Below are 13,216 nucleotides of genomic sequence, written 5' to 3' on the forward strand. Positions count from 1 at the left end.
TGTGGATTCCTTGAAAACGGGTAGGCGGGCATGCTGCTGGCATGCCCGCGCGGCGGCATTAGAACAGGTCGGCGTCGAGTGCCATCAGGCTGGCGCTACCGGAACGGGCCTGGCGAATCAGCATCGCGGTCTCAGGCAGCAGACGCGCGAAATAGAAGCGCGCGGTGCCGAGTTTCGATTGATAGAAACGGTCGCCGGAGTCCTGCTTTTCCAGCGCGATCTTGGCCATGCGTGCAAAGAAGTAGGCGTACACCATGTGACCGACCACGCGCAGGTATGGCACGGCGGCGGCGCCGACTTCGTCCGGATTCTGGAACGCCTTCATGCCGATTTCCATCGTCAGCTTGGTGACCTTGTCACCCAGGTCCGCCAGCGGCGTGATGAATTCCGACATCGCTTCATCGCTGCCGTTTTCTTCGACGAAGGCTTGCACTTTCGCGCCGAATTTCTTCAGCTTGGCGCCGTTATCCATCAGCACCTTGCGGCCCAGCAGATCGAGCGACTGGATCGTGTTGGTGCCTTCGTAGATCATGTTGATGCGCGAATCGCGCACGTACTGCTCCATGCCCCATTCGGCGATGAAGCCGTGGCCGCCATACACCTGCATCGCTTCGGAGGTGGCGATCCAGCCGTTGTCGGTCAGGAACGACTTGATGATTGGTGTCAGCAACGCGACTTCGTCAGCCGCATCCTTGCGCACTTCTTCGTCGGGGTGATTGAGTTCCTTGTCGATCTGCAGCGCGACATACGAGCTGAATGCGCGACCGCCTTCGGCAAAGGCCTTGGCGGTGAGCAGCATGCGACGCACGTCCGGGTGGACGATGATCGGGTCGGCCGGCTTGTCCGGTGCCTTGACGCCGGTCAGGCTGCGCATCTGCAGACGGTCCTTGGCGTACACCAGTGCATTCTGATACGCGACTTCGGTCAGCCCCAGCGATTGCATGCCGACGCCCAGGCGGGCGGCGTTCATCATCACGAACATGGCGTTCAAGCCCTTGTTCGGCTGGCCGATGATCCAGCCAGTAGCGCCATCGAGATTCAACTGGCAGGTCGAATTGCCGTGGATGCCCATCTTTTCTTCGATCGCGCCGCAGAAAATCGGATTGCGTGCGCCCACCGAGCCATCTGCATTCGGCAGGAATTTCGGCACGATGAACAGCGAGATACCCTTGGTGCCGGCCGGTGCGTCCGGCAGGCGCGCCAGCACCAGATGAATGATGTTGTCCGACATGTCATGCTCGCCGGCCGAGATGAAGATCTTGCCGCCGGTGATCTTGTATGAACCATCGGCCTGTGGCTCGGCCTTCGAGCGCAGCATGCCCAGATCGGTGCCGCAATGCGATTCGGTCAGGCACATGGTGCCGGTCCATTCGCCTGCCACCAGCTTCGGCAAATACAGAGCCTTCTGTTCCGGCGTGCCGTGTTCGTGGATGCATTCATAGGCGCCGTGCGACAGGCCCGGGTACATGGTCCAGGCCTGGTTGGCCGAATTCATCATTTCGTAGAACGAGTTGTTGACCACCAGCGGCAAGCCCTGGCCGCCGTATTCCGGATCGCAGGATACCGACGGCCAGCCGGCCTCGACGTATTGCTTGTAGGCGGCCTTGAAGCCTTTTGGCGGCGTGACTTCGTGCGTCGTGGTGTCGAGATGACAGCCTTCGCGATCGCCGGAATGATTCAGGGGAAACAGCACATTCGCGGTAAATTTGCCGCCTTCTTCCAGCACCTGGTCAATCAGTTCACGATTGGTCTCGGCATGCTTTGGCATGGCGGCGAGTTCCTGCTCGACCTGCAACAGTTCGTGCAACACGAACTGCATGTCTCGTAACGGCGCGATGTACTGACCCATATTTTTCTCCAGACGGGATGGTTTAAGCTGTCTTTTTGACAGCGGATTTTGAATTGGATACGGCATTGCCTGCCGCCAGCGATGGCGGCGACTCGACAACCTGATAGCTTTGCAGCAAGCGCTCGAAGCCGCGTTGCGCACGATCGACACTGCCAGGTCGTTTGATGAAGCGGGCGTCGTGATGCAGGGCCAGAATCAGGCCGTACATTTCAAACACCATTTGTTGCGGATCGGTGTCGGCGCGCAGATGGCCGAGCTCGATCGCTTGCTGCGTACTGCGGTACAGCGCTCCCTGCCAGGCCCGCACCATGCCCTCGAGCTCTTCGCGGATGGGACCGGGGCGATCATCGTATTCCACGGCGCCGCTGATGTAGATGCAACCCGAGGCAATCTCCACCGTCACACGCTTGACCCAGCGCACGAACATGCTCCGCAGGCGCGGCAGACCGCGCGGTTCCTTGACGCTGGGGTAGAACACTTCCTGTTCGAAATGCTGGTGGTACAGCTTGAGTACTTCAATCTGCAAATCCTCGCGCGAACCGAAGTGCGCAAAGACGCCGGATTTGCTCATGTTCATCCGGTCCGCGAGCAGACCAATGGTCAAACCTTCGAGTCCATCGCGACTGGATAAGTCGAGCGCCACGTCAAGAATTGCAGCCCGGGTCAGTTCGCCCTTGCGCATAAACTTCGTGGTCATTTCTGGGGGGAGGGAGGTCACAAAAAAGCCTTGTTTTGAATTCGCACCGGCAACAGCCCGGCGCCACAGAATCGTACGTTCGTACTATTATGCACGCCCATTGAAAAGTAAAGCGCGAACTTAGAGCGGCTCTTCTATAACCACCGTGGCCGCCATAGGCTCAGGAACTGCTGCGCTCAAGCGCGCGCCGGTCGCGTTTGGTCGGCCGACCCTTGATGGTGGTGCCGGGTTCGCGGTAAAGCTTGTGCTGCTCGGCCTCATTGGCGCGGCGTTGCAGGCTGGCGTCAGTTTCCGCATACAGGGTGCGCGCGATATCGGCCGAGCCGCGCACCTCGGCCAACGCCTGCACCGTGACTTCCCATTCGGTCGTGCCATTGTGAATCCGCAGCAAGTCGCCCGGCTTGACGGCATGGGCCGGCTTGGTGCGCTCGCCATTGAGACGAACCTTGCCATTGTCGACCGCATCCGTGGCCAGCGACCGGGTCTTGAAGAAGCGGGCGGCCCACAGCCATTTGTCGATGCGGACGGTTGCGCTGTGCATGAAAAGTATCCTGGTAACGATGACGGTTAATTGTAGTCCCGCTCGGGTTGATCGTTTCTTGTTGTTTGCTCAAGACTTTCTGCATGACTTCGGTTCATGCTGTAACCTCCTAAAAAAAATTGCCGGGGAAGTGCAACCAGTGTTGGTCTGACATTGGCAACCCAATCCACTTTTTTACGGACCAAAAATTGTCTACTCCCGATCCGCAACAGCTCAAAGTCTGGCTTGCCGCCGTCGCACGCAAGGACGCCGTGGCATTTCGTGCGCTCTACGACGCAACATCATCGAAACTGTTTGGATTTGCTCTGCGTATATTAATCAAACGCGAGTCGGCGGAAGAGGTGCTGCAGGAAAGCTTTGTCAGCATCTGGAATAACGCCGGCAGCTATCAGGCTTCTCTGGCCGCGCCCATGACATGGATGACGACAATCGTCCGCAACAAGGCGTTTGACTTGCTGCGCCGGGTCGATCATACGGTGGAGATCGACGCAGACACATTTGACAGGGACGTCATGGACGCACTCGAAAGCACGGACCCGACTCCGCTCCAGTCATTGCAACTGAGCGCCGATGCGCGCGCGCTGGCGGTCTGCTTTGCCCGGCTGGAGGGATTGCACCGGCAAGCCATTGCGATGGCGTTTTACCACGACATGTCGCACAGCGAAGTGGCGCAACACATGACGCTGCCGATCGGCACCGTCAAGACGTGGATTCGGCGCGGCCTTGAGCGCCTGCGCTTATGCCTGTCGAAAGCGGAGAGCGCATGAACATTCTCGATAACGAAAAGCTGCTGTACCGCCTGAGCGGGGAATATGTGCTTGGCACGCTGCGCGGTGGCGCAAGGCGGCGCTTTGAAGGCTTGCTGTCGGGCAGCCCGCTGGCGCGACGCGCGGTTGCAGAATGGCAGGATCGGCTCCATCCGATGGCGGAGTTTGCACCGGCGGCGCAACCGTCGCCGAAGGTGTGGACCAATCTGAGCAAGCAGCTCGGGCTCAACGTGTCGCTGGCGCGCGACGACAAACTGGCGTTCTGGCGCGGTCTGCACAATGACCTGGCGTTCTGGCGTGGTCTCGGGATGGTCTCGACGCTGCTGGCAACCATCCTCATCAGCGTGCTGGTCGGAAAACAGCTGGCGCCGTCGCTGCCGGCCAATACCTATGTGGCGATGCTGGCCGATGACCAGTCCAGGCCGGTGGCGCTCGCCACCGGCGATCCGCTGCGGCATCAGGTAACGATCCGGCTGGTGACCGCACAGGCGGTCGCCGCCGACAAGAGTCTTGAGTTGTGGGCGGTGCCCAAGGACGGCGCGCCGCGTTCGCTCGGCTTGCTCGCGGCCGACGGCAGCATCACGCTGGCGTTGCCGGACAATGCGTCACCAGCGACCATTCCGCTGCTGGCTGTCACACTCGAACCCAAGGGTGGCTCGCCCAATCCAAACGGGCCGACCGGGCCAATCGTGTTCAAGGGCGCATGGGTCAAGGTGTAAGGCAAGGTTAGTCTTGACATTGCTGCGTCTCCAATTAGGATCGTTGTTGCTGCCGTGAGTAGCAAACACAATCGAAGTTAAAAATAATTGGAGACAAGATGTCATTCACAACCCGCCGTTTGGGCTGCGCTGTTGGCGCAGCCATTGGTTTCACGTTCTCTCTGGCGGCTTCGGCCGCAGTCGTCCTGCCAAAATACAATGTTGGTTTCGCCGATGTCTCGGTGTCGGGCATTTCATCCGGCGGCTACATGGCGGCGCAGCTGCATGTGGCGTATTCGAAAACCATCAGGAAGGGCGCGGGCATCATTGCCGGCGGTCCGGTCTACTGTTCGCAAGGCAATGCACTCATTGCCACCGGTCCCTGCACCGCGGACACGGCGTCGCGCAACCTGCCCTACCTGATGTCAGTCGTGAACACCTGGTCCGGGAACGGTTATATCGATCCGATCGCCAACCTGGCCGGGTCGAAGGTGTACCTGTTTTCCGGCACGCTCGATTCGGTAGTCAGGCAGCCGGTGATGAACGACCTCAATACGATGTATGCCAGTTATGTCGGCGCTGCGAACATCACCTACAAGAACAATATCGCAGCCGAACATGCCGTGCCGACCGATTCCAGCGGCAACGCCTGCAACGTCAAGGGCAGCCCCTACATCAACAACTGCAATCTCGATACGGCCGGCGACATGCTCAAGTGGATGTATGGACCGCTGAATGCCAAAAATGCCGCAGCACTGACCGGCAGCTTCATCAACTTCGATCAACGCGCATTCTGGGGCAATGCCGATCCGACCAATCACGGCATGGCCAACGACGGCTGGGCCTACGTGCCTGCCAGCTGCGCGGCCGGCCAATCCTGCAAACTGCATGTGGCACTGCATGGCTGCCTGCAAAACGTCGCCACGGTCGGGTCGCAGTTCTACAAGAACGCGGGCTACAACAAATGGGCCGATACCAACAACATGATCGTGCTGTACCCGCAGGCCAATTCCACCGCGGCCAATCCGAACGGCTGCTGGGACTGGTACGGCTATGACGATGTGAATTTCCCGGGCAAGAGCGGTGGCCAGATGGTCGCGCTCAAGACCATGGTCGACCGGATCGTCAGCGGTAACGTTGCAACGCCTTATACCTGCGCGCACTGGTACGACAGCAACTACGCACACGTCTACTACGGCCGGGCCTATACATCGGGCGGCAATGTCTACGCAGTCAATTCCAATCAGTATCTCGGGTATTACTCGGTAGCTGCTTATACCGATGTGCGGCGTACCTCGGCCGGTTACTACGCTTACGGCAGCTGCTCCTGACCCTGGCCGCGCGCAACCGCAGGCAGGTTGATGCGGTTGCAGGCGGCCCCCTCCACAACGGCCCACCGGCAGCATCCGGGCGGGCCGCCCGATGCTTCTTCGCGTCGTTCGACAACTTGCAAACTTCCAGTACCTTTTTCCAAAGTTTTGCCATACAATGCAAATGCGACTCGTTCTCATTTGTGTTTATCTAAAAAACACACGCACCATTCCCGCTAACAGGGTCGCAATTCGACTCTGGAGAAGATGATGCCCGCTCAAAAAATTTCTGCGAATGATCTCGATCCTGCTGCGCCGCCAGTCTCGGCGCGCCCCGAAATACTGGTGTCCGCCGCACTGCACCTGATGTCGCATTACGCAGCTGAAAGCCAGGAAGAGGGCCGCTGCCTGAAACTGGCATCGGTAATCGAGCGCCATCTGCGCGCACTGGCGACCATACCGGATCTCGCACCGGTCCTGCGTGCAACCTGCCAGCAGCTCTCGCAACAGTGGGCCACGGTGATTGATCGTGCCATGCCGCGCCCCTCCCCCAGTCGCTGGATCGCAGTGCGCGTGAACGGGTCAAGGACGCGCTGATGATGACCATGCCAATGCCCGCCATCACCATGCGCACGATGCATCAGCAGCACGCGCTCCCGCACAAGTCGGGGCTGCGCCGCGCCGCCCCGATGCTGCTGATCGTCGCGCTGCACCTGCTGTTTTTTTACGCATTGCGTAGCGGCCTGGTGAAACAGGCCATCCCCGCCGGGCCGCAGGAAATCTTCGTCTCGTTGATCGCTGCCGCAACGCCAACGCCAGCACCGCCGGCGCCGCGTGTGGAACCGCCTACCGTTGCCGTGCGCAGGATTGCGACACCGACACCTCCGGTGACACCCGCCGTGGCGCCGCAAGCGCTTGCCGCGCTGTCGACGCCGGCGGCGCCGATCAACGTTGCGCCGGCCATCGACACGGCCGAGGCGACAGCGACCACGCCGCCGGTGCCCACGTCGCCGGCGCTGCCGAAGACGATTTCGTCCAGTCTCGAATACATCCAGCCGCCCCGCCCCGAGTATCCGGCCGCCGCCCGGCGCTTGCGCGAAGAAGGCAAGACCACCCTGCGCGTGCTGGTCGATGAAAAAGGCCATCCGGAACGTGCCGAGATCGTCAAGTCATCCGGTTCGACGCGACTCGACGATGCTGCGCGCTATGCCGTGCTGGCCGCGCTGTTCAAGCCGCATATCGAAGCTGGCCGCGCCATCGCGGTCTATGCACTGGTCCCGATTTCGTTTTCGCTTGATACCTGAGGCATCTGCTGCACGCCTTCCAATTTTTCCAACCTTTCCCGACGACTGATCCAATGACACTCAAGAAGACCAAACTCGCGTTGCTGGTAACACTGGCCCTGCAACAACTCACCGCACAGGCCCAGGTCAACGACCAGCAACTGCCCGTGATTAAGGTGCAGGCAGCGCCGCCATCGAACGACTACGCGCCCGGCGTTTCCAGCGTCGGCGCCAAAACAGTGACGCCGTTGCGCGACATTCCGCAATCGGTCACGGTGGTCAACCGCAGCGTGCTGGAAGCCCAGGGCGCAGCGTCGCTGCAGGAAGCCTTGCGCAATGTGCCGGGCATCACCATCGGCGGCGCGGAGGGCGGACAGATTGGCAACAACATTAACCTGCGTGGTTTCTCGGCACGTACCGACATCTTCATCGACGGCGTGCGCGACCGCGGCCAGTATTACCGCGACACCTATTATCTGGAGTCGGTCGAAGTGCTCAAGGGACCGTCGTCGATGCTGTTCGGACGCGGCTCAACCGGTGGCGTGATCAATCAGGCCCGCAAGCAGGCCACGCTGAAGGACAGCAACGAAGTCAGCGCCACCGTCGGCACCAACTCATACTTGCGCACCACTGGCGACTTCAACCGCCGTCTGTCGGACACCTCGGCAGCACGGGTGTCGGTGATGGCGCAGGATACCCAGACCACGCGCGATGTCATGAACAACCGCGACTTCGGCATTGCCCCAACGCTGCGACTGGGCATCGGCACGCCGACCGAAATCACCCTGTCGGCGCTGCTGGCGCACAACCGCGACATGGCCGACTACGGGGTTCCGGCCGTCAATGGCAAACCAGCCGATGTGCCACGCAATACGTATTACGGCCTGACCGATGACCGCACCATCCAGGATGTCGCCAGCCTGTCGGCGCGCGTCGAGCACAAGATCAGTCCGAACCTGACGCTGCGCAACCAGACCACGGTCAGCCAATACCGCACCGATGCGCGCGAGACCTCGGCCAACAATGTCGGCACGCTCGCCGGCACCGTCTTCACGGCCCTGCCCACGGCCGCGGCCGGCAATACCACCGCGTTGGGACTGGACCGGTTGTCGGTGAAACTGGCGTCGCACGACCGCGTCATCACCGACAAGTCGATCGACAACCAGACCGACCTGATCGCCAGATTCGACACCGGTGCGATCAAGCACACGCTGATTGCCGGCGCGGAAATCAGCCGCGACACCTATGACAACCAGACCACCAGCCGCGGCAATCTGCCGGTGGTTTCGCTGACCAACCCGGCGTATGGCAGCAACCCGCCGGGCGTGACGACCACGGTCGGCAACCATGCCCAGTCCGACGCCACCTCGCTGGCCGCGTACGTCAACGACACGCTGGAACTGAACAAGCAATGGAAGCTGGTCGGCGGCCTGCGCTGGGACCGTTTCAAGGCCAATTTGAGCAACTCGATCAGTACCGCGACGCCGCCGCTGTACAACGCCGGCCAGACCGTCAACTTCACCAGCGTGCGCAGTGGCGTGATCTGGCAACCGACCGAGGCACAGTCGTATTACGTCTCGTATGGCACCTCGTTCAATCCGTCGCTGGAACAATTGACGGTGACGGCGGGCCAGCAAAATGTCGCGCCGGAAAAGAACCGCTCCTACGAAATCGGTGGCAAATGGGATGTGCTGCAGGGGGATTTGTCGCTCACCGCGGCGCTGTTCCAGATCGACAAAACCAACTCGCGTTCACTGGTATCGACCGGTGTGTATCAACTTGATGGCGATGTCACGGTGCGTGGCGGCGAAGTTGGCATCGCCGGCCGCATTACGCCGAAATGGCAAATCGTCGGCGGCTACACCCATCTCAATCCGGTCATCACCAAGGCCTCCGCGCTCGACGGCACCCAGGGCAAGACGCTGGCCAACACGCCGCGCGACAGCGCCACGCTGTGGAGCACCTACAACCTGACGCGCGAATGGGAATTCGGCGGCGGGTTGACCCACATGTCGCAGCGCTTCGCCAGCAACACCAATGTGGTGGCGGCCGACGCCTACACGCGCTGGGATGCGACGCTGGCCTGGCATCAGCCCAGGTACGATGTGCGCCTGAATGTACTGAACCTGACCAACACTCGGTACATTGACGCCCTGATTCCTTCCGACGGCGGTCGCAGCGTGCCCGGCGTCGGCCGCAGCGCGCTGGTGACGCTGGCTTACCGTTTCTGATTTTTTGCGAGAACCCTCATGCTGCTGCACATCCCGCAAGTCCTCGACCCCGAACAGGTGCGCCATGTCCGCGCCAAACTGGCTGCTGCCGGCGATGCGTGGGTCGACGGTCGCGTCACCGCCGGCCATCAGGGCGCGCCGGTCAAGCGCAACCTGCAACTGGCCGAAAACTCGCCCATCGCCCATGAACTCGGCGATCTGCTGCTGGGCGCGCTGGAGCGCAATGCCCTGTTCATCAGCGCGGCGCTGCCGAGCCAGGTGTATCCGCCGATGTTCAACCGGTATGCCGACGGCATGCACTTCGGCAGCCATGTCGATGGGGCGATCCGCCTGATTCCGGGCAGCGGTGCAAAGATGCGCACCGACGTCTCGGCCACGCTGTTCCTGTCGGCGCCGGAAGACTATGACGGCGGCGAACTGCTGATCGAAGATACCTATGGCGTGCACAGCGCCAAGCTCGCCGCCGGCGATATGCTGATCTATCCGTCGACCAGCCTGCATCAGGTCACACCTGTCACGCGTGGCGAGCGCATCGCCAGCTTTTTCTGGATCCAGAGCCTGATCCGCGATGACGGCCAGCGCAGCCTGCTGTTCGACATGGACACCGCAATCCAGCGACTCAATGCCTCGGCCGCCGACGACAGCGCTCGCACCAGCCTGACCGGCTGCTATCACAACCTGCTGCGCATGTGGAGCGCGGCATGAGCCATCGCGAAGGCCCGAACCGGCGCACGATCTTCATCAAATGGCTGCGCAAGACGCATGGCTGGATCGGCTTGTGGGGAGCAACGCTGGGCCTGCTGTTTGGCGGCACGGGCATTTTGCTCAATCACCGCAGCGTGCTGAAGATTCCTGCTGCGCAAGCGCAGGAAAGCACCGTGCAGTTGCCCTTGCCAACGCCCGCGCCGGTCGACGCCGACGCGATGGCGCAGTGGCTGCAGCGGGAATTGGCGGTGGAGCGTCCGGCCAGCAGGGTGCGCAGCGAATCCGGCAAGCCGGTGGCCTGGGGCGACAAAAGCATGCGCCAACCGGCGCGCTGGTCGGTCGCGTTTACGTCCGCACGCGCCAATCTGCAGGCCGAATACTGGCTCGGCAACAGCTTTGTCAGCGTCAAGCGCAGCGACAGCAATCTGTTTGCGACACTGAACAATTTACACAAGGGTACCGGCGCCGGGATCGGTTGGGTGCTGCTGGTCGACACGCTGGCCGGCAGCATCATCTTTTTGTCGATCACCGGCGTGCTGTTGTGGGCGATGATGCATCGGCGCAGGATGGTCGGCGCGGCAATCGGGCTGGTGTCGGTGGGTGCTGCGGTGGCGTTGGTGCTGCCAATGTTCTAAGTCAGGAATAGCGCCCGAAGGTCGCGATGCGCAGCAGCCCGCGGTACATGAAATACGCCGCACCGTGCCAGATCCGTTCAAGCCGACCGATGTTGGCAAAGTCCTCTGGTGCGATCACCACACTCTCGGCCACGGCGCGCTCGATATGGCCGCGCAGGGTGGTGGTGAAGTCGGCGTCCTTGATCACCACGTTGGCTTCCTGATTGACGAACAGGCTCAGGCCGTCGTAGTTGCTGGAGCCGATCGTGCTCCAGTCGTTGTCGACCACCGCGACCTTGGCGTGCAATTGCGTACGGCGATATTCGATCACCTTGACACCGCTTTTGAGCAGGCGCGGGTAGAACGAATGGGCCACCGCATCCTGCATGCGAAACTGGCCAACCCCGAGTAGCAGTGTCACCTCCACGCCGCGCTCAGCCGCCAGCACCAGCGCGTCGCGCATTCTGCGCCCCGGCGCAAAATACGGCGTCGCCAGCATCGCGCTGTGGCGTGCGCTGCCGAGTGCCTGCATGGTGGCGCGCTGAATGGTGCGTCGGTTGCGCAGGTTATCGCGCATGACCAGTCCGGCCAGCGCACGGGTGCCGCCGTCGGAATGCCGTTTGCTGCGCGATTCGCGGAACAGTTCCCAGCGCGTTTTCAGTTTCAGACTGCCCAGCCGCAACCATTGCGCCTCGGCCTCCTGATGAATCGTGGTCACCAGCGCGCCGTGGATCTCCACGGCGAAATCCCAGCGCGGCGCCGGCAAGGGCTGGTGCCCGTCGTCGTCGGAAATCATGTCGTCATTGATGTTCAGGCCGCCGACGAAGGCGACATGTCCATCCACCACGCAAATCTTGCGATGGGTACGTGCCAGTCCGCGCCGGAACCACGGATTGAAACTGCGGTGATGCACACCGAGCGACATCAGCGCCATGTGCAGCCGGGCCGACTGCGCGCGGCCGGTGCCGATCCAGTCGGTGATCACGTAGACGATCACACCGCGACTGGCGGCACGCATCAGCGCCGCCTTGACCAGTTCGCCGGTGGCGTCGTCGGAAAAAATATAGGTTTCGAGATGAATCTCGACGGTGGCGGCATCGAACGCGGCGATCAGCGCAGGGAAAAAATCCGCGCCGCCACGCAGCAGGCGCAACTGGGTGTCGGCGACGAAGCTTACTGCGCGCATTGGCGAGCGCTCAAAGCAGTTCCAGCGTCGCAATCAATGGCGCATGGTCGGACAGCTTTGCCCACAGCGCGCCGTGCAGGACCGCGGCCGAGTCGACCCGAAAACCGCGCACGTAGATCCGGTCCAGCCGCAGAAATGGCATCGCCGCCGGGAAGGTCTTGGCCGGCTGGATCTTGACCGGAGCGCCACGCAAACGTCGCAGCAGACTGCTCATGGTGAGCTTTGGGGTCTGCGCATCGAATACTTCGGTCACGCCCAGGCGGGAGCGCAGGACTTCGCTGAGTCGGTTGCCCCAGTCATTGAAATCGCCGGCGATGATGACAGGCGCACCCGGCGGTGCGGAATGCGTGACGGCCTCGATCAAGGCATCGGTCTGACGGCGCCGGCCGCCGGCGAACAGGCCGAGGTGAACCACGTAGCAATGCACCTCGACACCCTCGTTTTCAATCACGCAATGCAGGATGCCACGCGCCTCGTACGCATGGTCGGACACATCCTGATTGCGGGATGACAGGATCGGGTAGCAACTGAGCAAGGCGTTGCCGTGATGACCGTGGTCATACACCGCATTCATGCCGTAGGCGGCCTGATGCGAATCGCCGGCCAGGAATTCGTGTTGCGCGCCGCCCGGCCAATGCGTCGCATGGCGCGTGGCGAGACGGTCATGCTGTCCCTGCACTTCCTGCAAGAAAATGACTTCCGCCTCCATCGCGGCCAGTGCCTGCTTCAGCGCGACAATGCGCGAGCGGCTGCCGAACGACGAGACGCCCTTGTGAATATTGTAGGTGGCAATACGGATTTTCATGGTGGCTATGAATTAGGCAAGGCGCATCGGCAACTGCAGGATTGCCTCGGCATTCGATGGGGAAAAACATTGGTCTGCGGCCCGATGATACGGCAGCCAGACATGCGCTGTATGTTCGCGAGGCGACAGAGTGATGGCGATATCGCGCGGTACCAGCAGGCCAAACACGTGCTCGGTGTTGCGCGTCACGCCGGGCGCATAACGATGACGCCAGACCGGATAGATCTCGTAGTCATTCGCCAACTGCCAGTCGTGCAGGTCGCGCGGCGTCGGGCGCGTCACGTCATCGATCCGGATGCCGGTCTCCTCGAAAACTTCGCGCGCGGCGGTGGTGCTCAGCGCCTCCTCCGCAGTGTCCTTGGAGCCGGTCACGGATTGCCAGAAACCGGGCTGGTCGGCGCGCTCGATGAGCAGTACTTCAAGGGCTTCGGTGTAAATGACGACCAGGACGGACTCGGGAATCTTGAAGGTAGGGGTCATGGAAGCTGTGCGCAATAAAAAAGGCGCGAAAATTCGCGCCTCCGGATTAT

14 protein-coding genes are annotated in these 13,216 nt (G+C 61.5%); 8 read left to right on the forward strand and 6 right to left on the reverse strand.

What is annotated here, in order from left to right:
* Positions 1-58: 58 nt before the first annotated feature.
* The 3 genes from RCH09_RS04075 to RCH09_RS04085 all read right to left on the reverse strand — a co-directional run bounded on the left by RCH09_RS04075 (position 59) and on the right by RCH09_RS04085 (position 3,087).
* Positions 59-1,849, reverse strand: coding sequence for an acyl-CoA dehydrogenase C-terminal domain-containing protein (locus tag RCH09_RS04075; protein WP_326939768.1), 1,791 nt, complete (start codon positions 1,847-1,849; stop codon positions 59-61).
* A gap of 22 nt (positions 1,850-1,871) precedes the next feature.
* Positions 1,872-2,531 (reverse strand): TetR/AcrR family transcriptional regulator, encoded by a 660-nt coding sequence (locus RCH09_RS04080; protein WP_326939845.1) that lies wholly within the window; start codon positions 2,529-2,531, stop codon positions 1,872-1,874.
* Between the two features lie 175 nt (positions 2,532-2,706).
* Entirely contained in the window at positions 2,707-3,087 is a 381-nt protein-coding gene (locus RCH09_RS04085) for an RNA-binding S4 domain-containing protein (RefSeq protein ID WP_326939769.1), read from the reverse strand.
* 188 nt (positions 3,088-3,275) lie between these two features.
* Between RCH09_RS04085 and RCH09_RS04090 the strand changes: the two genes are divergently transcribed.
* The 8 genes from RCH09_RS04090 to RCH09_RS04125 all read left to right on the forward strand — a co-directional run bounded on the left by RCH09_RS04090 (position 3,276) and on the right by RCH09_RS04125 (position 10,716).
* Entirely contained in the window at positions 3,276-3,854 is a 579-nt protein-coding gene (locus RCH09_RS04090) for a sigma-70 family RNA polymerase sigma factor (protein WP_326939770.1), read from the forward strand.
* Complete coding sequence (locus RCH09_RS04095) at positions 3,851-4,573, forward strand: anti-sigma factor (RefSeq protein WP_326939771.1); 723 nt, start codon at positions 3,851-3,853, stop codon at positions 4,571-4,573. The genes RCH09_RS04090 and RCH09_RS04095 overlap by 4 nt, the downstream gene beginning before the upstream one ends.
* 98 nt (positions 4,574-4,671) lie before the next feature.
* Positions 4,672-5,883: an extracellular catalytic domain type 2 short-chain-length polyhydroxyalkanoate depolymerase gene (locus RCH09_RS04100; RefSeq protein ID WP_326939772.1), complete on the forward strand. Its 1,212-nt coding sequence runs from the start codon at positions 4,672-4,674 to the stop codon at positions 5,881-5,883.
* Positions 5,884-6,132: 249 nt separating this feature from the next.
* Entirely contained in the window at positions 6,133-6,459 is a 327-nt protein-coding gene (locus RCH09_RS04105; protein ID WP_326939773.1) for a hypothetical protein, read from the forward strand.
* Positions 6,459-7,166: an energy transducer TonB gene (locus RCH09_RS04110; RefSeq protein WP_326939774.1), complete on the forward strand. Its 708-nt coding sequence runs from the start codon at positions 6,459-6,461 to the stop codon at positions 7,164-7,166. The genes RCH09_RS04105 and RCH09_RS04110 overlap by 1 nt, the downstream gene beginning before the upstream one ends.
* 53 nt (positions 7,167-7,219) lie before the next feature.
* On the forward strand, positions 7,220-9,376 hold the full coding sequence (locus RCH09_RS04115; protein ID WP_326939775.1) for a TonB-dependent receptor: 2,157 nt from the start codon (positions 7,220-7,222) through the stop codon (positions 9,374-9,376).
* An 18-nt stretch (positions 9,377-9,394) separates the two neighbouring features.
* Positions 9,395-10,081 (forward strand): Fe2+-dependent dioxygenase, encoded by a 687-nt coding sequence (locus RCH09_RS04120; protein ID WP_326939776.1) that lies wholly within the window; start codon positions 9,395-9,397, stop codon positions 10,079-10,081.
* The gene (locus tag RCH09_RS04125; protein ID WP_326939777.1) at positions 10,078-10,716 is read left to right on the forward strand and encodes a PepSY-associated TM helix domain-containing protein; all 639 of its coding nucleotides are present in this window, start codon (positions 10,078-10,080) and stop codon (positions 10,714-10,716) included. The genes RCH09_RS04120 and RCH09_RS04125 overlap by 4 nt, the downstream gene beginning before the upstream one ends.
* Position 10,717: 1 nt before the next feature.
* On the opposite strand, the gene RCH09_RS04130 is transcribed toward RCH09_RS04125, so the two are convergent.
* Genes RCH09_RS04130 through nudB form a run of 3 tightly spaced genes read right to left on the reverse strand, consistent with a single transcriptional unit; the run spans position 10,718 to position 13,166 of the window.
* The gene (locus RCH09_RS04130; RefSeq protein ID WP_326939778.1) at positions 10,718-11,881 is read right to left on the reverse strand and encodes a phospholipase D-like domain-containing protein; all 1,164 of its coding nucleotides are present in this window, start codon (positions 11,879-11,881) and stop codon (positions 10,718-10,720) included.
* 10 nt (positions 11,882-11,891) lie between these two features.
* Positions 11,892-12,686, reverse strand: coding sequence for an endonuclease/exonuclease/phosphatase family protein (locus tag RCH09_RS04135; protein ID WP_326939779.1), 795 nt, complete (start codon positions 12,684-12,686; stop codon positions 11,892-11,894).
* A 12-nt stretch (positions 12,687-12,698) separates the two neighbouring features.
* Positions 12,699-13,166, reverse strand: a complete 468-nt coding sequence (gene nudB, locus RCH09_RS04140; RefSeq protein WP_326939780.1) for a dihydroneopterin triphosphate diphosphatase — start codon at positions 13,164-13,166, stop codon at positions 12,699-12,701.
* Between the last annotated feature and the right edge of the window lie 50 nt (positions 13,167-13,216).

The organism is Actimicrobium sp. GrIS 1.19, from assembly GCF_035984655.1.
Taxonomy (GTDB): domain Bacteria; phylum Pseudomonadota; class Gammaproteobacteria; order Burkholderiales; family Burkholderiaceae_D; genus Actimicrobium.